Annotated in this window: 18 protein-coding genes and 1 tRNA gene; 9 read left to right on the top strand and 10 right to left on the bottom strand. The window is 71.4% G+C overall.

The window, feature by feature from the left end; genetic code table 11:
• The first annotated feature begins 302 nt into the window (after nt 1–302).
• A complete protein-coding gene (gene cspE / locus ACQPZW_RS46910; protein ID WP_433792443.1) occupies nt 303–506 on the top strand; it encodes a transcription antiterminator/RNA stability regulator CspE in 204 nt (67 codons plus the stop codon).
• Nucleotides 507–621: 115 nt separating this feature from the next.
• A complete protein-coding gene (locus ACQPZW_RS46905; RefSeq protein WP_433792442.1) occupies nt 622–903 on the top strand; it encodes a hypothetical protein in 282 nt (93 codons plus the stop codon).
• 41 nt (nt 904–944) lie between these two features.
• Here the strand turns inward: ACQPZW_RS46905 and ACQPZW_RS46900 are convergent.
• Nucleotides 945–1,021 (bottom strand) — tRNA-Thr (locus tag ACQPZW_RS46900).
• Nucleotides 1,022–1,159: 138 nt separating this feature from the next.
• Here ACQPZW_RS46900 and ACQPZW_RS46895 point away from each other — a divergent pair.
• A complete protein-coding gene (locus ACQPZW_RS46895) occupies nt 1,160–2,254 on the top strand; it encodes an ABC transporter ATP-binding protein (protein WP_433792441.1) in 1,095 nt (364 codons plus the stop codon).
• A 55-nt stretch (nt 2,255–2,309) separates the two neighbouring features.
• On the opposite strand, the gene ACQPZW_RS46890 is transcribed toward ACQPZW_RS46895, so the two are convergent.
• The gene (locus ACQPZW_RS46890; protein WP_433792440.1) at nt 2,310–3,872 is read right to left on the bottom strand and encodes a PQQ-binding-like beta-propeller repeat protein; all 1,563 of its coding nucleotides are present in this window, start codon (nt 3,870–3,872) and stop codon (nt 2,310–2,312) included.
• A gap of 134 nt (nt 3,873–4,006) precedes the next feature.
• Here ACQPZW_RS46890 and ACQPZW_RS46885 point away from each other — a divergent pair, with 134 nt between their 5' ends.
• Nucleotides 4,007–4,426 carry a GNAT family N-acetyltransferase gene (locus ACQPZW_RS46885; protein WP_433792439.1) on the top strand — a complete coding sequence of 140 codons (420 nt, stop codon included), beginning with the start codon at nt 4,007–4,009 and terminating at the stop codon, nt 4,424–4,426.
• A gap of 215 nt (nt 4,427–4,641) precedes the next feature.
• On the opposite strand, the gene ACQPZW_RS46880 is transcribed toward ACQPZW_RS46885, so the two are convergent.
• The 3 genes from ACQPZW_RS46880 to ACQPZW_RS46870 all read right to left on the bottom strand — a co-directional run bounded on the left by ACQPZW_RS46880 (nt 4,642) and on the right by ACQPZW_RS46870 (nt 6,754).
• Complete coding sequence (locus tag ACQPZW_RS46880) at nt 4,642–5,247, bottom strand: hypothetical protein (protein ID WP_433792438.1); 606 nt, start codon at nt 5,245–5,247, stop codon at nt 4,642–4,644.
• A gap of 112 nt (nt 5,248–5,359) precedes the next feature.
• Nucleotides 5,360–5,830 (bottom strand): MSMEG_6728 family protein, encoded by a 471-nt coding sequence (locus tag ACQPZW_RS46875; protein ID WP_433792437.1) that lies wholly within the window; start codon nt 5,828–5,830, stop codon nt 5,360–5,362.
• A gap of 75 nt (nt 5,831–5,905) precedes the next feature.
• Nucleotides 5,906–6,754 (bottom strand): hypothetical protein, encoded by an 849-nt coding sequence (locus ACQPZW_RS46870; RefSeq protein ID WP_433792436.1) that lies wholly within the window; start codon nt 6,752–6,754, stop codon nt 5,906–5,908.
• A 117-nt stretch (nt 6,755–6,871) separates the two neighbouring features.
• On the opposite strand from ACQPZW_RS46870, the gene ACQPZW_RS46865 reads away from it, so the two are divergent.
• Nucleotides 6,872–8,632 (top strand): NAD-binding protein, encoded by a 1,761-nt coding sequence (locus ACQPZW_RS46865; protein ID WP_433792435.1) that lies wholly within the window; start codon nt 6,872–6,874, stop codon nt 8,630–8,632.
• On the opposite strand, the gene ACQPZW_RS46860 is transcribed toward ACQPZW_RS46865, so the two are convergent.
• A complete protein-coding gene (locus tag ACQPZW_RS46860; protein WP_433792434.1) occupies nt 8,615–9,832 on the bottom strand; it encodes a DUF4032 domain-containing protein in 1,218 nt (405 codons plus the stop codon). The genes ACQPZW_RS46865 and ACQPZW_RS46860 overlap by 18 nt on opposite strands.
• Before the next feature lie 90 nt (nt 9,833–9,922).
• Here ACQPZW_RS46860 and ACQPZW_RS46855 point away from each other — a divergent pair, with 90 nt between their 5' ends.
• Together ACQPZW_RS46855 and ACQPZW_RS46850 are read left to right on the top strand one after the other, a co-directional pair.
• Nucleotides 9,923–11,314 carry a trypsin-like serine peptidase gene (locus ACQPZW_RS46855; RefSeq protein ID WP_433792433.1) on the top strand — a complete coding sequence of 464 codons (1,392 nt, stop codon included), beginning with the start codon at nt 9,923–9,925 and terminating at the stop codon, nt 11,312–11,314.
• A gap of 9 nt (nt 11,315–11,323) precedes the next feature.
• Complete coding sequence (locus ACQPZW_RS46850; protein WP_433792432.1) at nt 11,324–12,037, top strand: phosphatase PAP2 family protein; 714 nt, start codon at nt 11,324–11,326, stop codon at nt 12,035–12,037.
• On the opposite strand, the gene nagA is transcribed toward ACQPZW_RS46850, so the two are convergent.
• Genes nagA through ACQPZW_RS46835 form a run of 3 tightly spaced genes read right to left on the bottom strand, consistent with a single transcriptional unit; the run spans nt 11,975 to nt 14,939 of the window.
• Nucleotides 11,975–13,072, bottom strand: coding sequence for an N-acetylglucosamine-6-phosphate deacetylase (gene nagA / locus ACQPZW_RS46845; RefSeq protein WP_433797848.1), 1,098 nt, complete (start codon nt 13,070–13,072; stop codon nt 11,975–11,977). The genes ACQPZW_RS46850 and nagA overlap by 63 nt on opposite strands.
• Nucleotides 13,066–14,019 (bottom strand): ROK family protein, encoded by a 954-nt coding sequence (locus ACQPZW_RS46840; RefSeq protein ID WP_433792431.1) that lies wholly within the window; start codon nt 14,017–14,019, stop codon nt 13,066–13,068. Before ACQPZW_RS46840 ends, nagA begins: the two co-directional genes overlap by 7 nt.
• Nucleotides 14,016–14,939 (bottom strand): SIS domain-containing protein, encoded by a 924-nt coding sequence (locus tag ACQPZW_RS46835; protein WP_433792430.1) that lies wholly within the window; start codon nt 14,937–14,939, stop codon nt 14,016–14,018. Before ACQPZW_RS46835 ends, ACQPZW_RS46840 begins: the two co-directional genes overlap by 4 nt.
• A 190-nt stretch (nt 14,940–15,129) precedes the next feature.
• Between ACQPZW_RS46835 and ACQPZW_RS46830 the strand changes: the two genes are divergently transcribed.
• Together ACQPZW_RS46830 and ACQPZW_RS46825 are read left to right on the top strand one after the other, a co-directional pair.
• On the top strand, nt 15,130–15,915 hold the full coding sequence (locus ACQPZW_RS46830; protein ID WP_433792429.1) for a DeoR/GlpR family DNA-binding transcription regulator: 786 nt from the start codon (nt 15,130–15,132) through the stop codon (nt 15,913–15,915).
• Nucleotides 15,916–16,074: 159 nt separating this feature from the next.
• Nucleotides 16,075–16,407 (top strand): DUF3263 domain-containing protein, encoded by a 333-nt coding sequence (locus ACQPZW_RS46825; protein ID WP_433797847.1) that lies wholly within the window; start codon nt 16,075–16,077, stop codon nt 16,405–16,407.
• A gap of 66 nt (nt 16,408–16,473) precedes the next feature.
• On the opposite strand, the gene ACQPZW_RS46820 is transcribed toward ACQPZW_RS46825, so the two are convergent.
• The gene (locus tag ACQPZW_RS46820; RefSeq protein WP_433792428.1) at nt 16,474–18,687 is read right to left on the bottom strand and encodes an AAA family ATPase; all 2,214 of its coding nucleotides are present in this window, start codon (nt 18,685–18,687) and stop codon (nt 16,474–16,476) included.
• Nucleotides 18,688–18,782: the final 95 nt, after the last annotated feature.

Genomic DNA, 18,782 nt, shown 5'->3' with positions numbered 1-18,782 from the left:
GGCGGCCGGCGGTCGGCGGGGTGCCTCGGTCACGGCGGGCCGGCGGTCGGCGGGGGCTCCGGACGGGTGAGGTTCGGCGCGTGATCTGCCCCACTCGCCAGGGTGGCGGCCCCACGGCGGAAGAGGTGGTACCTTGATGGGGTTGCAGTTTTGATTTCCGTAGACGTTTCTTAGCGCCTGATGGGGTTATCTGAGACCCGTTGAGGCGCTTTTCGTTTTCGTGTCGTTTCGACGCGGGTAATCAACGCGGCGGCGTAAGGGGCTCGCACCGTGCGGGCTCCGACGGCCTGCGAGGAGCAGACATGGTTACTGGCACCGTTAAGTGGTTCAACGCTGACAAGGGCTTCGGCTTCATCGCCCCGGACGACGGCAGCGCTGACGTCTTCGCCCACTTCTCCGCCATCTCCACGAGCGGCTACCGCAGCCTCGAGGAGAACCAGAAGGTGGAGTTCGAGGTCACCCAGGGTCAGAAGGGCCCGCAGGCGGCCAACATCCGCCCGCTCTGATCCACACTCCGCGAATGGCGGCCCGCCTGATCAAGCGGGCCGCCGTTCGGCGTTTCCGGCGTCGGCTGCGCCACCGCACCTGGGCACACCGCGCGACACCCCGAAGGGCATGGCTATGACAACCACCTACTCCGGTCCGGCGAAGCTGACCCTGGTCGACGGCGCCTGCATCTCCGGCATGGTCTCCCTCAGCACCAACCAGCGCGGAGGGATCAGCGGCTGGGGCGGCACGTTCCGGCCCGACGAGATCACGACGGACCTGCGCAACGCGGGCGAAGGGCTGCAGTTGGAGCTGCCCTACGACCGTGTGGGGACGGTCTCGGTCACCGGCATGCGCAAGCTTCTCGCCACGCAGCTGCTGATGTCGTTGACGGGGAGCGGACCCGCGCCGTTCTGACGGCGCGCCGCGGACGAGGCCCCTCGCAGGTGAGGCCCTTTTGGAGCCCCCGGTCGGGATCGAACCGACGACCTCCCGTTTACAAGACGGGTGCTCTGGCCATCTGAGCTACAGGGGCGTGTGCGCATCAGCATAACGTCCTGTGATGCGGGCGCCATCTTGGCAGGTCGGAAGAAAACAAATACGGTGGCGAGGCTGTTCCTTCTACTCGGATCGTCCGGCACGTTCCTGCCGGTGGAAAGGAAGTCGCTTCACCATGGCTACCGTTACCTATGACAAGGCCTCCCGGATCTACCCGGGCACCGAGCGCCCCGCGGTCAACGAGCTGAACCTCGAGATCGGCGACGGAGAGTTCCTCGTTCTGGTCGGCCCCTCCGGTTGTGGCAAGTCCACCAGCCTGCGCATGCTCGCCGGCCTGGAGGACGTGGACCGCGGCCGCATCCTGATCAACGACAAGGACGTCACGCACCTCCCGCCGAAGTCGCGGGACATCGCGATGGTGTTCCAGAACTACGCTCTCTACCCGCACATGACGGTGTACGAGAACATGGCGTTCGCCCTGAAGCTGCGCAAGACCCCGAAGGCCGAGATCGACAAGGCCGTCAAGGAGGCCGCGGCGCTGCTCCAGCTCGAGGAGTACCTGTCGCGTAAGCCGAAGGCGCTCTCCGGTGGTCAGCGTCAGCGTGTCGCCATGGGCCGCGCGATCGTGCGTCAGCCGCAGGTGTTCCTCATGGACGAGCCGCTGTCGAACCTCGACGCCAAGCTCCGTGTGCAGACCCGCTCGCAGATCGCCTCGCTGCAGGCCAAGCTGGGCGTCACCACCGTCTACGTCACCCACGACCAGGTCGAGGCCATGACCATGGGTCACCGGGTCGCGGTCATGCTGGACGGCGTGCTGCAGCAGGTGGACACCCCTCGGGCGCTCTACGACACCCCCGGCAACGTCTTCGTCGCCGGCTTCATGGGCTCCCCGGCCATGAACATCAAGACCGTCCCGCTGACCGAGATCGGCGCCAACTTCGGTGCTCTGAACGTCCCGCTCACCCGTGAGCAGGTGGCCGCGGCCAGCGAGGCCGGCGAGGGCAAGGTCACCGTCGGCTTCCGCCCCGAGGCCGCCGAGGTCGTCAGCGAGTCGGCCGACGCTCTGCCGATCGTCGTCGACCTGGTCGAGGACCTCGGCTCGGACGCCAACGTCTACGGCCACTCCGACCTGCCGGGTGGCTCGGAGCGGTTCGTGGTCCGGACCGAGCGCCGCTACATGCCGCACATGGGCGAGACGATCTACATCCGTCCGCAGACCAGTGCGCTACACCTCTTCAACGCGGGCACCGGCCACCGCATCGCAAGCTGATCAGCGGAAAGGCGGCCCCCTCACGCGAGGGGGCCGCCTTTCTCGTATCCGTGGATCAGGCGAACGACTGGATGACGTAGTCCTTCTCCGCCACGCACGCGATCACCGACGTGTTCCACGAGCAGGAGTCGGGCCGGACCTCGGACAGCACCCCGAGGTTCACCGACTCCTCGCCGAGGTGGGTGCCGGACAGCTCACGGTCGCTGACCGAGCTGGTCAGGCCGCCGGAGAAGGTCAGGACGTTACGGGCGTCCAGTCGCACCGTGACGCCGAGTCGATACCACGCCTCCTTGCCGCCGACGAACAGCGTGGTGCCCTCGTCGCCGACCGCCAGCAGACCGTTGCTGCCGACCGCCACCAGGTCCTCCACCCCGGCGACGGCCTTCTCCCACGCGCCCTCGCCGCCGAGCGCCCGGACCACGTCGCCCTTCCCGTCGTAGCCGGTCGACACGACGAGACACAGCAGGTCGCCGCACGGGGTGAGCTGATCGACGTCCTCCGAGTCCCCGGCCGTGTACAGGGTGACCGGTTGCGTCTCCGCCAGCTTGGCCAGGTCGTACTCGAACACGCGCTTGGTGGTGCCGGGCTCCACCACGTACAGCCGGCCGTCGTGGGCCGCGACCTTGTCGCTGGTCGAGGCCACCTCGGCGCGTTGCTGCAGGACGTCGCCGGTGCGCACGTCGCGGACCGTCACCGTACGGTCGGCGTCGATCTGCACGAACCGTTGCTTCTCGCCCCCGGCCGGGGTGAACGGCCGCCCGCCCGAACCGGCCGGCCCGGTGAGATCCCCGATGCCGGTGACCAGATGCAGCGTGGTCGCGTCGGGGTCGTCGACCGACCACTCGACCGTCCCGTCGGACAGGTCGAGACCGGTCAGCTTCTTAGCCTCCCGGTTCACCCAGAGCGCGACGTCCGAGGCGAGGTACAGCTCGTCGGAGGAGCCGATCTCCTCGTCCCAGATCAGCTTGCCGTCCTCGCTGCTCAGCGCCACCACCCGGCTCCGGCTGGTGGTGGGGTCGACGCCGGAGTGGAGGACCACGACCTTCTCCCGGGCGTACATCCACTTCCAGGTGTACGCCCGGCCCGCGTTGTCGTTCTCCCAGAGCACCTCGCCGGTCCCGGTGTCCGCGGCCAGCGTGTGCAGGGCGCCGGCCTCGGTGACGCCCGCGAAGAACGCCCGCTCCCCGTACACCTCGCTGTCGGCGAACGTCGACGTGAACGCGGTGCCCGGCGTGATCCGCTCGACCTCACGCAGCGAGTGGTAGTCGAGTGCCGGGAACTTGGGCCAGAGCAGGAAGGCCGCGGCGGCGGTCGCGATCACCGTCACGACGGCGACCGCCCCGCCGACGATCATCGCGAGCCTGCGGCGGGACCGCTTCTCGACGGTCGGCTCGGTGGCGCCCGGGACGGTCCAGGTGCCCTCCGGATGCGGGTGTGGTGTGTAGCCGCCGGGCTGCCCGCCCGCGGCGATCGCGGCGGCCTCGGCTGTGGCCCACGGGTCGACCGGCTCGGCGTAGACCGGGCTCTCCGGCACGGTCGCCGGAGTGGGTGTCGGTGTGGCCGCCTCGGAGACGCCCGGCGAGAAGCGTGGCTGCGTCTCGTCCCCCTGACCCGCCATGTCGCCGCCCCTCATCCGCCGTACCGGCTCGTCATGGTACCGAGCGGGGCATCGACGATCAGTCCGGCGACCGGCCGGTCGCCGGTCGGCAAACAGGTGCTGAGTCGTGATTCGGCCGTGGCTATCGTGGCGTCATGCGCATCGAACGAATAACCGCCGAGGCCGACGTCCATCGTGCGGCCGACCTCTTCGACGCGCCGCCCATCGACTCGGTGACCCGCCGGTTCCTCACCGAGCCGACCCATCACCTGCTGCTCGCCTACGACGACGCGGACCGTCCGGTCGGCATGATCACCGGCGTCGAGACGACTCATCCGGACAAGGGCACCGAGATGCTGATCTACGAGCTCGGCGTCGCTCCGGTCGCGCGACTGCAGGGCGTCGGCACCGCGCTCGTCGACGCGCTGGCCGCGATCGCCCGCAAGAGCGGCTGCTACGGCATGTGGGTGGCCGCCGAGTCCGACAACAAGGCGGCCCTGGCCACCTATCGCCGGGCCGGCGCCGACGAGGAGATGACGTTCACTCTCCTCAGCTGGGATCTGACAAAAGACTGAAACCGCTGTTCGGTACGCCGCACGCCCTCCTCGACCGCAGACCGCGCGTCCCGTGGCCACCCCGCGACGCGAGCCGTCCGTCCCGGCCGACAGCGCGACCGCCGGGCCGAGGCGGTCCGGCACGGTCCTCCGGCCGCCATACCGACCGCTCCCTCACGGCCCTCCGGCGATCGCGTCCCGCGGGTGTCCACTGAGGCGTTCGTGTCCCTGCGCTCCTACGGCGCTTCGACCGTCGTGCGCGAGCGGGTCGGCCAGACGGCGGCGAGACACAGGGCGGTCAGGATCGCGAGAGTCGGCAGGATCATTGGCCGTGGGTCGCCCTCCAGATCCTCCGCGAACTGCTCCGGTAGCCGCGGGTCGGTCAACCCTCGACGGTCCTGCACCACCGTCACCTCGTCGCCGACGACACCCGTGCCGTCGCCGGGCCAGTCGTCGAGCCGCCCGGGGATCGGCACGCCGTCGACGGCGAGGTCATACGAGGGCGGGTTGCTGCTTCCGTCGTACACCTCGACCACCGTGGCGCGCAGCTCCAGGCCACGACCGCCGTCCAGCAGCCAGACCGGCACCGACATCGCCACGAAGATCATCAGGACGGCGTTGACGAGGCCGGCCGCGACCAGCGGGACGATCCGTGGCCGGCGCGTGGACTCCATCGCGATGAAGCGCATCACCATGACCATGCCGAACACGATGAGGACGCCGGGGATCGCATCGACGTCGGCGCGAACCCAGGTGGTGGCCACCGGCACGACCATGGCGGTGAAGGCCAGCATGGCGAGCAGATAGACCGGGGCAATCGCGAGATCCGACCGCGGGCGCATGCGCACACGCTACCGACGATCTCCAAGTGCTTCGATGGGCGTGCGGACCCCGGTGTGGTACTCCGTGGGTCCCCACGGCGGTGCAGGACCGCTGAGAGCCCTACACCGGTGTTCAGGCGGGGCGGTCCGAGGGCGGCCAGACGTAGGGCAGATCGTCGGGGACGTCGGGGCCGAAGACGGGACGGTAGAAGGCGGCGTCCTTGCGGATCAGCGCCGACCGGTGGCTGCGGTGCAGGTCCGGGTCGCCGAGCCACGGCGGCAGGTCACCGGTCGCGGCGAGGGCGGCCTGGTCCCGTACCTCCGTGAGGTCGGTCCTGGCCCGCAGATCGGTGACCAATGTGGTCGCGCAGGTGTCCGCATTGCCCCCGGCGACCCACACCGCGCACATGTCGAGCCCGTAGCGGACCAGGCCCTCCTCGTAGCCGTGCCACATCTTGACCGCCGGGTGATGCCGCCAGCCGTACCCCGGCTGGATCAGACCGCGCAGCACCTGGATCGCCTCGACCCGCTGCTTGCCGAGCCGTTTCGGATCGAGGACCCGCGCGCTGTCCAGAAAACCGGGGAACGGGAGGAATGTCTGCATCCCCCGATTCTCCGGCCGGACCGTGCGGAGTGCCCGCCTGATGGGCGCACGCTCCGCGCCGGTGAACCGCTGCGGTTATCGCTTCCACTTCTCGCGGTTGACGAATCCGTCGACCGGCTCCTCGAGCAGACGGGGGTCGTCGAGCGCCGGCAGGGTCCTCGCCTTCGGCTTCTGGTCGGCGGCGAGCCCCGGCTTGGCCGGCTTGACAGGCGTGGCCTGCTTGGCGGGTGTCGCGGGCTTGGCCGCGAACGCGGGCGCGGAAGTGGACGGCGTGGCCGGCGTGGAGGGGGTGGCCGGCGACGAGGGGGTGGCGGCGAAGCCCGGTGCGGGAGCGGAGGCGGCGGGCGTGGTCGACGGTGACGGCGCGGGCGCGAGCCGGTCCGGCGCGCCGGACGGGGGCGGTGCGGAGACCGACGCGATGCCGGCGGTCGGGGCGATGGTCGGAGCGGACGTGGGCACCTCGGGGAGCCCCGGGACCGCGGGGGCGTCGGGGAGCCCGGAGACCGCGGGAGCCAGCGGGTCGGACAGGAACGGCGAGCCCGACGGGATCGGCGGGTCCGCCGGGGTGCTGGCGGCCGAGAGGGCCGGGACGACGCCATCGTCGGCCGTGAGCTGCGCGGGCATGGCACCGTCGTCCGGCATGGCCCGCGTGGGCAGACCGCCGGGCGGCATGCCGGCGAACGGCTGGCCGGCGAGCGGGAGGCCGTCCCGGTGGGCGACCACCGGGAGCGCGCCGCCGAGACCGCCGAGCAGGGGCCGGCCCGCGCCGGGCACGGTGCGGAGCACGTCGGCGGCGGGGAGGAGGCCGGTGGCCTGCTCGGCGTTGGCGGGGGGCGCTGCGGGGCTGTCGTCGGCCCAGGCGGGCGGGGCTCCGAGAAGCAGCACTCCGCTCACGATCGCTCCGGTGGACCACAACTTGCGCACTGATCTTCTCCCGGTCAGTCGATGGGCTCGAGAAATGCCCATCAAGTCGGACATTGGATGTCGGATGGGAAACGAGCGGCCCCACGAGGGGGTTCCGGCTGACTACGATTCGTGAACGTGAGTGCCGTGCCGACCGAGAAGATCCAGAACCGCTTCGAGTCCGACGAGGACACCCGGCCTCACCTGGTGCTCTGCGGCGCCGATGCGCTGGTGTACACGCTGGCCGAGGAGCTGGCCAACTCGCGTCACCGGATCCGCGTCACGGTGATCACCCCACACCGGATCCGGGCCGACGTCCCCGACCTGGCTCAGCTCGCCGACCGCGACGTGGTGTGGCTGAAGGCCGACCGGCTGGACGAGCGCACCTTCCGGGAGGCGGGTCTCACCGGATCTTCGGCGCTCGCACTGGTCATGCCGGACGACATGGTCAACCTGCACGCCGCGCTCTGTGCCCGCGAGGTCGAGGAGAACCTGCGGGTGGTGGTGCGGATGTTCAACACCGGGCTCGGGCAGAGTGTGGTGCGGCTCTTCCCGGACTGCGCGGTGTTGTCCGACGCGGAGATGGCGGCGCCGGCCTTCGTGGCGGCGGCTCTGGGGGAGGTCGCCCCGACTCACTTCCGGCGCGCCGGCCGTACCCTCTTTGTGGCGCACCGGGGAGACGTGCCGGAGAGATCCGTCGTCCTGACCCTGACCAGCGCTGACGGTGACGGCGAGGTGAGCGTCCTGCCGGTCGAGCCGGAGAGCGCCGCGACGCGGCCGGCCGACCTGGTGCTGGCCGAGGCCGTCGGCCGTCCCGCCGGCGAGGACGTGACCCGCAAGCTGCTGAGCCGGGCCGGGCGCCGCCGGAGCCCGGGCCGCGCGATCGGGGACGCGCTGCGTGCCGCGCTCAGCCGCAAACTCGGCATCGCCGTGCTGATCACGCTCGCCACCACACTCGTCGCCGGGCTGGTGCTGGCCCGGTTCGACGGAAACCCGCACGGGCTCTGGGAGTCGATCTACATGACGCTGCTGACCGCGGTCGGCTCGTCCGATGTGGAGGTCGGCCGCGCACCGGTGGCGCAGGCCGCTCAGCTGGTCCTGACGATCGCCGGCCTGGCGCTGATCCCGCTGATCACCGCGGCGGTGGTGGACGGCATGGTCAACGCGCGCCTCGCCCTCAGCCAGGGCCGGATCGTCGGCGAGATGAGCGACCACATCGTGCTCGTCGGCCTCGGCAACGTCGGCACCCAGGTGCTGCGCCAGCTCACCGACCTGGGCGTACGGGTGGTGGCGATCGACCGGGTCGCCGATGCCCGCGGTGTGAAGACCGCCCAGCGCCGTGGCGTGCCGGTGATCGTGGGGGACGCCTCCGCCGAGGCCACCCTGCGGGCCGCCTCGATCGACACCTGCCGGGCGCTCGTCGTGCTCTCCACCGACGACACGGTCAACCTGCAGGCCGCGCTGCAGTCCCGGCTGGCCCGCCCGGACCTGCGGGTGGTGCTGCGGCTCTTCGACGACGACTTCGCGCAGCGCGTCGAGTCGGCCTTCCAGATCGACACGTCACGCAGCGTCTCGCGGATCTGCGCGCCGGTCTTCGCGGCCGCTCTCCTGGAACGCGACGTGCACGCCACCATCCCGGTCGACCGGCACTCGGTGCTGGTCGCCACCGTCACCGTGTCGGCGCTGTCCCCTCTGGACGGTGCGCCGCTCGATCACGCCGACCACCCGGGCGAGGCGCGGGTGCTCGGCATGTCGTCGGCCGGGCAGCAGTGGGTCGACTGGGTGCCGGACCGGCGGCGGGTCCTCGCCGAGGGCGACCGGATCCTGGTGGTGGCCCGCCGTGGCGGGCTCCGCGCACTCCTCGAGCTGGCCAGCCCGCCGCTACAGCGTCCCGCTTAGCTCGTCGGCCTCGACACCCAGCACGGCCTGCTCGTCCGGCTTGTTGACCAGCACGTCGGACAGGTAGCTCTGGACCGCCGGACCCATCCCGACGTCGCGGCCGGCCTTCTCGGAGAGCAGCCACTTGTGCTGGATGATCTGCGAGAACACCTCTTGCGGCTCGAGCTTGCGGCGCAGTGCGGCCGGAACCGCCCGGACCACCGGCTCGAAGACCTCGGTCAGCCAGCGATGTGCCGCCTGCTGCTCGTCCTTCAGGTGGCTTTCCGCCCGGTACGCGTCGAGGTCGTTGAGCAGCTGCCGAGCCTGGTTCTCCTCGGCGTCCAGGCCGGTCAGCCGCATCAGCCGGCGGGTGTGATAGCCGGCGTCGACGACCTTGGGACGCACCAGGTAACCGCCGTCCACGGTGGACATGGACACCTCGGCGATGTCGAAGCCCATCTCGTTGAGCCGCCGGATCCGGCGCTCGATGTGGTGCCGCGCGTCCTTCGCCACCTCCTGCTCGTAGGTGACCTCGTGCCATAGCCGCTCATAGCGCGCCACGATCTCGTCGACCACCGACTCCGGGTCGATCGACTCGTGCAGCAGCTCGGCGGCCTGCAGGTCCAGGCACTCGCCGAAGATGTTCAGCCGGAGGATCTCGATGTCCTCGCTGCGCTGACCCTCGGACAGTTTCGGGTACAGGTTGCCGGTCTCGGCGTCGACCAGGTAGGCCGCGAAGGCGCCCGCGTCCCGCCGGAACAGCGTGTTGGACAGCGAGCAGTCACCCCACGAGAAACCGGTCAGATGCATCCGGACGACCAGCGCGGCGAGGGCATCGAGCAGGCGGTTCATCGTGTCCGGGCGGAGCACGCGGGAGAACAGCGCACGGTACGGCAGGGAGAACTGCAGGTGCCGGGTGACCAGGACGGTCTCCAGCGGCTCACCGTCACGGGTCTGCCGGTCGGTGGCGATCGCGACCGCCTGCACGGCCGGGAAGTCGATTCGCTCCAGGGCCCGGAGCAGGTCGTACTCCTTCTCCGCGATCCGCTCGCGGGTCTCCTTCATGGCGTAGACCACACCGTTCAGCTTCACGAAGCGGACGATGTGCCGTGAGATGCCCTGAGGCAGCGCGACCAGGTGGTCCGCGGGCCACTCCTCCAGCGGGATGTGCCACGGCAGATCCAGGAGAGCGGGGTCGACGACGGCTGAGGTGATGCGCACGGACCAAGTGTGCCGGTTCGTGCGGCGCGTCGTGCCCGCACGTGGCTCGTTACACAGGTGCGAAACGGCCCACGACGTAACAGGAGTGGCATGCGACGCAAGACAGGCATCGTCATCGGAACGTGCGCCGCCCTGGCCCTGGCCGGAGTGGCCGGCGCGGTCGTCGCGGCGCAGGACGGCAGCGAACCGGCCGGCTGGCACGACGCTCCGGCGGTGGCGCCGGCCCCGGTCGCGGAGCACGGTCTCGTCCCGGGCGCCCCCGCCCCGGCAGCCCCTCGGACCACAGCAGCCACGCCCGTTCCATCCCTCTCGTCGGCCACATCGGACGATCCGGGACAGCCGCCGGCATCGTCCGCGCCGTCGTCGGCGCCGACCCCGGAGCACGTGCAGGACCGGCGGCTCGAGTCGACCGAGGCGCCCGCCACCGGCCGGGAGCGGATCGGGACCATGCACCGCGTCGACGAGGAGCTCGGCTATCAGGCCGGACCCGTGCGGCAGGAGCTGTCATACCCCGGGGCCTCCTACGTGAAGGTGCACTTCGAGCGGATCGCCGTGCCCGCCGGCGACTACGTGACTGTCTCCAACCCGGCCGGCACCGAGTCGTACCGGTACGAGGCCGACGCCGACGGCCGCTGGGCCATGTCGATCACCGGGGACACCGCCGTCGTCGAGGTGCACCGGCGGACCGAGTCGCTCAGCGGGGTCCTCGCCGATCTGGGTGTCGACATCGACCGGGTGGCCCGTGGGGACGCGCGTGAGTCCGGCGGCTCCGGCGCCGGCGACCCGGGTCCGGCCGGTCCGGGGCGGGAGGAGTCGGTCTGCGGCACCGACACCTCGACCGACGCGGTCTGCTACGAGTCGAACGACCCGGTCGCCTACACCAAGTCGAAGGCGATCGCCCGGCTGCTGATCAACGGGACCGAGCTGTGCACCGGCTGGCGGGTCGGCGCCAAGAACCGCATGATCACCAACAACCACTGCCTGACCAGATCCGACGAGGCGTACGACACCGAGGTGTGGTTCAACTACCAGTGCGCCAAGTGTGGTGGCTACGACGTGTTCAAGCCGACCAAGGTCTGGGGCGACCGGGTGCTCGCCACCGACAAGACCTACGACTACACGCTCTTCACCGTGGACGGTTTCGCGTCGATCGAGAAGTTCGGGTTCCTCACCCTGGACACCGCGCGGCCGAAGCGGGGACAGGAGCTCTACGTGCCGCAGCACCCGGCCGGGGAGCCGGCCCGGATCGCCGGCAGCAAGGGGGAGGCGGCCGGCAACTGCGCCGTCGACAATCCCGACTACACCGGGTACGCCGCACACTCCGACGTCTCGTACTTCTGCGACACCGCCGGCGGCTCGTCCGGCTCGCCGGTGATCTCCCGCGCCACGAACCGGGTGGTGGCCCTGCACCACTTCGGCGGATGCCCCAACTCCGGGGTTCGCGGGGATCTGCTGGCCGGGAGGTTGCGCGCGTACCTCTAGTTTTGAGGGGTGTCCGAGAAGATCACCCGAAGCTGGTGGCCCGACCTGCTGTCGATCGTCGCCTTCGTGGCGCTGACCGTCGCCCTGGCCCGCGGCCACCTGCTGGACCTCGATCAACGGGTGGCCGACTGGTCCCTCAGCCATCAGCCGGCGGTGCCCTACTGGACCGCCCGGGTCTTCAACTACCTGGGCCAGGGCGGCTCGGTGCTGATGCCGGTCACGCTGCTGATGACCGCGCTGCTGTACTGGCGGAGCCGCTCGATCCGGGTGGCGTTGCCGTTCGTGGCTACGTTCGTCCTGACCTACTTCACGATCGGTCCGGCGAAGGTGCTCTTCGACCGGGCGGCGCCGAGGTTCGACGGCCCTGACCCGGCCGTCCTGTTCAACCCGGCCGCGTCCGGCGAATACGCGATGAGCTACCCGTCGGGGCACGTCGCCAACGCGATCGTCTGGTTCGGGCTGATCGCACTGTTGCTGGGCCGCGAGTTGTCCCGCGGCCAATGGGCGCTCCTCCGGGTGGCGCCCGTGGTGATCGTCTTCGTCACCACGGTCTACACCGGTTTCCACTGGCTCACCGACTCGATCGCGGCGCTGTTCCTCGGCCTGGTGCTGACCCGGCTGCTGGCGCGGATCCCCTACGACCGGATCCCGCTGGGGCCGTTAGAGCGCTTCGCCGCCCCGCAGCACGGTCTTCGGGGCCAGGCCGGGCGAGAGCACGACTAGATCGGCGCGCAGGCCCGGGACCAGGGCGCCCAGCCGGTCGGCGAGTCCGAGCAGCCGGGCCGGGGTGGTCGAGGCCATCGCCACCGCGTCGATCAGCGGCAGGCCGGCGGCGACCGCGTTGCGCAGCGCCACGTCCATGGTCAGGGTGCTTCCGGCGATCGACCCGTTGTGGGCGAGCCGGGCCACCCGGTCGGCGACCACGACCGCCTGGCCGCCGAGCTCGTACCGCCCGTCGGGCATGCCGGTGGCGTCCATCGCGTCGGTGATCAGCACCGACCGGCCGGGCCCGGCGCTGCGGGCGGCGAACGCCAGCATGCCCGGGTGCAGGTGGATGTTGTCGGCGATCAGCTCGCACACGATGGTCGAGGAGAGCAGGCCGACGACCGGGCCGGGCTCGCGGTGGTGCGGCGGGCGCATGCCGTTGAACAGGTGCGTGGCCACGGTGGCGCCGGCGCTCACCCCGGCGTGGGTCTGGTCGTACGTGGCGTCGGTGTGCCCGATCGCGGCGAGGACTCCGTGCCCGGCCAGGTACGTGATGGCGTCGAGGGCTCCCGGCAGCTCCGGGGCGACGGTCATCATCCGTACCGCCCCCTCACCGATTTTGATCAGCTCTTCGATCTCGTCCATCGACGGGTCACGCAGGTGGGCCGGGTTCTGCGCGCCGCACCGCACCTCGGAGAGGTAGGGCCCCTCGAAGTGGATCCCGGCCAGCACCCCCTCGGCGACCAGCGGCCGGTAGGCCAGCACCGCCGACCGCATCAGCTCGAACGGCGAGCTGACCAGGCTGGCCAGCATCGTGGTCGTCCCGTGCCGCAGGTGGAAGGCCGCGGCCGCGCGCGCGGCCTCGAAGGAACCGGTGGTGAACGTGTGCCCGCCACCGCCGTGGCAGTGCAGGTCGACGAAGCCGGGCACGATCACGTCGTCGCCCGCGGCGTCGTCCGGCACGATCGCCGTGATGATCTCGCCGTCCAGGTCGAGGTGGCCGCGGACGACCGCGTCGGGGGTGACGATCCGGCCGGAGAACCGGGTCACGATGCGCCTTTCGGGCTGTCCACGGCGAGTGAGTCCTTCACGCTGTCCAGGGCGAGCAGGGCGGAGCCGAGACAGCCGGCGGCGTCGCCCAGCTCGGCCCGGACGATCTCGGGGGAGCGGTGGAACGTGACCCGTCCGGCGACCGCGGCCCGCACCGGGAGCAGCAGGTCGTCACCGGCCTCGGCCAGCCCTCCGCCGAGCACGACCACGCCGACGTCGTAGAGCGCCTGCGCGGTCAGCAGCCCGTCGGCGAGCGCGTCCACGGCGTCCTGCCAGACGCGGCGGGCCAGTTCCTCGCCCCGGGCGGCCCGGGTGGCCACGTCGAACGCGGTCGCGCCGGACTCGCCGGACAGCTCGGCGTACTTGCGGCCGACCGACTTGGCCGACGCCTCCGCCTCCAGGCAGCCGCGCAGCCCGCAGCCGCACGGCGCGCCTCCCGGCCGGACCACGACATGCCCGAGCTCACCGGCCGCACCGTGCGCTCCCGGATATCCGCGCCCGTCGATCACCAGGCCGCCGGCGATGCCGGTGCCGATCGCGACGAACAGCACATGCCGCCGTCCGCGGCCGGCACCGAGGCGAGCCTCGGCGAGAGCGCCGACCCGCACGTCGTGGCCGAGAGCGGCGGGCAGGCTCAGGCGCTGCTCGGCGAGAGCCTTCAGCGGTACGTCGCGGAAGCCCACGTTCGCCGACCACACCGCGACGCCGTTCAGCTCGTCGACGACACCGGGCACCGCGATTCCGGCCGCGATCGGGTCGAGCCCGTCGGCGCGGGCCCGGGCCGCCAGCGACTCGGCGACGCCCAGGATCGTCTCGGTGACCGCCTCCGGGCCGCGCTCGGCCCGGGTCGGGTGCCGTTCCTCGTGGTGGACGGTGCCGTCCGGGCGGACCAGCGCGCACTTCATCCCGGTGCCGCCCACGTCGAGGGCGACGACGACCGGGTCGCTCATGTCAGGACTACGGAACGACTGAGGTTGCGTGGGTGGTCGGGGTCGAGGCCCTGGGTGGTGGCCAGCGCGAGCGCGACCCGCTGGGCGAGGATCAGGTCGGCCATCGGGTCGAGGGGGGCGCGTTTGCCCGCCCAGCGGCCGATCGCGCCGTACCCACCGTGGTGCCGGCTGTGCACGAACGCCGCCCCGGTCGCCTCGACCTCCTCGGCCAGGCCGGACGGGACGTCACCGAAGGCCCACACCACGCGGCGCGGGCCGGCGATCGCGATCGGGCCGTGCCGGTAGTCCATGGCCGGGTACGACTCGGTCCAGAACCCGGCGGTCTCCCGGCACTTGAGCGCGGCCTCCTCGGCGAGGCCGACGGTCCAGCCCCGGCCGATGAAGGTGATCTGGTCGACCAGCGACGGGTGCACCGGCAGCGGCAGCCGGATGGCAACCTCGGCGTCCGCGGCGGCGGCCTCGATGTCGTGACCCAGGTGGGCGCGGAGAGTGGCGAGCACGCTGGTGGCGAAGCGGGTCTGCACGACCGACTTCTCGTCGGCGAAGTCCAGCACGACGGAGTGACCGGCGATCTCGGTGGCCGGCTGGTCGCCGTCGGCGGTGAAGACGGTGACCGGGGTGTGGTCGCTGACGGCGCGCATCACGTCGAGGGTCTCGGTGGTGGTGCCGGACCGGGTGATCGCGACGAGCCGGTCGTAGCGCCGGGCGTACGGGAAGTCGGAGGCCTGGAAGGCGTCGGTCTCCCCGTGCTCGAGTTGCTCGCGCAGCACCGCGTAGGACTTGGCCATGAACCAGGAGGTGCCGCAGCCGACGACGGCGACGCGCTCCCCACGGGCCGGGAGTCCGGGTGACTCGGCTAGTTTCGCCGCCTGCCGCCAGCACTCGGCCTGTGTGGCGATCTCCGCTTTGACATGGCTCATGTCGGTTCCTCACCGGTAGGTGCTGCGCATTCGCGCTCGGTTCCCGGGTCTTTCGCGCGTTATTGTGCTCAGAGTGCTGCCGCGGGGGCAAGTTCCAAAGGACCTTCGCGCATCAGATGGCTTTGCTTCCGGGGCTTTCGCGCACTAATGTGCACACACTTATCATGGAACGTGCATCGGAGAGTGGTGGGTGGACCGGTACGCGCGGTGGAATGCCCTGCTTGAGCTACTGACGGAGAGCGGCCGGGTGACCGTGGAGCAGGCTTCCGAGCGCCTCGACGTGTCCCAGGCGACCATTCGCCGCGACTTCGACCAGCTCGCCCAGCAGCAGATGATCACCCGCACCCGGGGTGGCGCGGTCGCCAACGGCGTCTCCTACGACCTGCCGCTGCGCTACAAGAGTGCCAAGCACTCCGCGGAGAAGCAGCGCATCGGCGAGGCCGCGGCGCGCCTGGTCACCCCCGGCACGGTGGTCGGCCTCAACGGCGGCACCACGATCACCGAGGTGGCCCGGGCGCTGGCCGTCCGTCCCGACCTCAACGCCGGTGGCGAGGGCTCCCAGCTCACCGTGGTCACCAACGCCCTCAACATCGCCAACGAGCTGTTGCTGCGCTCGCGCATGAAGATCGTGGTCGCCGGTGGGGTGGTGCGCCCGCAGTCCTTCGAGGTGGTCGGCCCGCTCGGTGGGGCGCTGCTCAAGGAGGTCACCCTCGACATCGTGCTGCTCGGTGTCGACGCGCTGGACGTCGAGCTCGGCGCGGCCTCCCACCACGAGGGGGAGGCGTCGATGAACAGCCTGATGGTCGCCCGGGCCAAGCGGGTGGTCGTGATCGCCGACTCGTCCAAGCTGGGTGGCCACGCGTTCGCCCGGATCTGCCCGATCAGCAAGATCGAGACGCTGGTCACCGACTCCGGGGCGCCCGCTTCGACGATCGCCGCCTTCCAGGACGCCGGGGTGGACGTCATCACGGCCTGAAAACCTCGGATCGGCCGTACGGTAGCCGATCGGGTGGCCGCTATATGGACGGTCCGTAGTCGACTCGTCGCCTCGGGTAGCGTCTGCGGGGTTCCCGGGTGCGTCCTATGCTGAGGATCGCTCGTGAAATCCGTGGTCACCGATGCCGTCTGGAGCGCCATGCAGCCCGCCGCCGAACCGACCGGTGACCAGCCCGTCGAGGAGCAGCACATCCCGGCACCGCGCGTGGCGGAGCCGATCAGCCCGGTCGTCGGGCCGCCCTCCGCGCTCACCGACCGGGACGTGGAGATCCTCGCCTTCGAGGGCAAGTGGTGGAAGCACGCCGGCGCCAAGGAGCAGGCCATCCGGGACACCTTCGGCCTCTCCTCGACCCGCTATTACCAGCTCCTCAACGGCCTGCTCGACAACCCGGCCGCTCTGGAGAAGGAGCCCGTCCTGGTCGGTCGCCTCCGACGGCTGCGCTCGGCCCGGGCGCGCACCCGCCGCCGCTGAGCGAACCGGTACGGCTCCCACCGGAGCGGAGACGGGCCGCGTGCCGATCGCCGAAGCGGCCGGCCGTCAGGGCTGGTGGGACTCGGCGTAGGCGGCCAGCCACGCCACCTGGTCCGGGTCGAGGGAGGCGCGGACCCGGGAGCGGGCCGCCGCCACGTTCGCCGCGGTCACGGTGGTCGCCTCCAGCGAGTCGCGCATCGCGGCCAGCGCCGCCTCCCGGATCAGCGCCGAGCAGTCGGCCGCCGAGAAGCCGTCGAGCGAGGCTCCGAGCTCCACCAGATCGACCGCGTCGTCGAGCGGCACCGCCTTCGACGACGCGCGCAGGATCGCGGTACGGGCCTCGGCATCCGGCGGCGGCACGAACACCAGCCGCTCCAGCCGGCCGGGTCGCAGCAGCGCCGGGTCGATCAGGTCGGGACGGTTGGTCGCCCCGATCACCACGACGTTGCGCAGGTCCTCGACACCGTCCAACTCGGTCAGCAGGGCGGCCACCACCCGGTCGGTGACCCCGCCGTCGGTGCCCTGCCCACGGGCCGGGGCCAGCGCGTCCACCTCGTCGAGGAAGACCAGCGTGGGCGCCGCCTCCCGGGCCCGGCGGAACAGCTCCCGCACCGATCGCTCACTGTCGCCGACCCACTTGCTGAGCAGCTCGGCGCCTTTGACCGACAGGACGTTGGCCTTACCCGTACCCGCGATGGCTTTGACCAGATATGTCTTGCCGCAGCCGGGCGGGCCGTAGAGCAGCACACCGCGCGGCGGCGACACCCCGAGCCGGGCGAACGTGTCCGGATAGGTCAGCGGCCACAGCACCGACTCGGTGAGCACCTGCTTGACCTCGGCCATGTCCCCGACGTCGTCGAGGGTCACCGCCGCGACCTCCAGCGTGGACTCGGCCATCGACGTCGGCCGGACCACGTCGAGGGCGGCCTCGAAGTCGGCCATGGTGACCACCTCCGAGGAGTCCTCGGCGGCGCCGACCAGCCGGAGCGCGGCCCGGACCCCGGCCTCTCGGGCCAGGGCGCCGAGGTCGGCGGCGACGAACCCGGGGGTACGCCCGGCGACCTCGTCCAGCCGCACGTCCTCCGCCAATGGCATCCCGCGGGTCAGCACGCCCAACTGCTCGCGGCGCATCGCCAAATCCGGCAGCGGCACCGTGAGCTGCACGGACAGCATCTCCGGGGCGCGCAGTGACGGGTCCACCGCCTCGAGTCTGCTGGTGGTGCAGACGACCGCGGTCCCGTTGGCGAGCGTGTCGGCCAGCACCTGACGGAACACCGTGGAGATCGGGCCGGGCTCCTCGCGTGGGGCCAGCGCCTCGACGTCGGAGACGAGTAGCACGGCCGGGTGCTCAGCGCGTACCTCTGCGGAAAGCTCTCGCAACCGTGCCGCCGCCGCATTGTTGGTGAGGGCGGCCAGCTCCGGCGCCCAGACCGTGCGCACCTTCGCGTTCACCGTCGCGCCGACCGCACGCACCAGCGCGGACTTCCCGGACCCGGAGGGGCCGGAGATGAGCACGCCGAGCGTCACCCGGGTGCCCAGCTTGGCCAGCACCTCCCCGTGGTGGAAACCGAGATCGAGCAGTTCCTCCAGCTCCTTGGCCTGCGCGCGGAGGCCGGGAAGGTCGTCGAGGCTGAGCGGCGGCACGTCCGGGTCGGTCGAGGCGGGCGCGCCGGGGGAGACCGTCGGCCGGGCCGCGGGGGCGGCTGCGGACGGGCCGTCCTGCCAGGCGACGACCGTGTCCATGGTGACCAGCGAGGCGTCGCCGTCGGCCACCTCGATCACGCTGAGCAGCGTGCTCGTCCAGGCGTAGCCGACCCGGTTGGCGAGGCTGCGCCGGGCCGCTTCGACGAGCGGGCGGTGCCCGGCCTCCGGGAGCACGTCCTGCGGCAGCAGGGAGACGTCGTCACCGGCGCTGACCACCTTGCCGAGCAGGGCCAGCCGCAGCATCTCGGGGGAGACCACCGCCTCCACCTCGGCCGGCCCGGTGAGCGTCACCCGGGTCGCCCGCGTCACCGGGACCGGGGTGACGGTGACCTGGCCGCCGTCACGCATACCGAGGTTGCCCAGGGTCAGGTCGTCGGCGTAGAGCAGGCCCCGCCCGGCCGTCGACTCGGCCTTGGCCACGATCCCGGCGGTGGTCCGGGCTCCCGCCAGCCGCACCGGGTCGCCGGGACGCAGGGCCAGCGCGGCCATCACCTCGGGGTGCAACCGCACGATGCCGCGGCGCGCGTCCAGCGCGGCGGGTCGCAGGGTCACGGTCAGCGTGAGGTCATCGGCCACCGGGCGCGCCTTTCCGAAGGTGAGTGGGTCTGGGGGTCAACGCTATCCGTAGCGGGGTAGCCGGGCGGCTGAGAGGTTTCACAGGCACCGCTCAG

The organism is Actinoplanes sp. CA-252034, from assembly GCF_050956125.1.
Lineage (GTDB): Bacteria > Actinomycetota > Actinomycetes > Mycobacteriales > Micromonosporaceae > Actinoplanes.
Note: the sequence above shows the minus strand (reverse complement) of the source record. Positions and strands in the feature narration are given on the sequence as shown.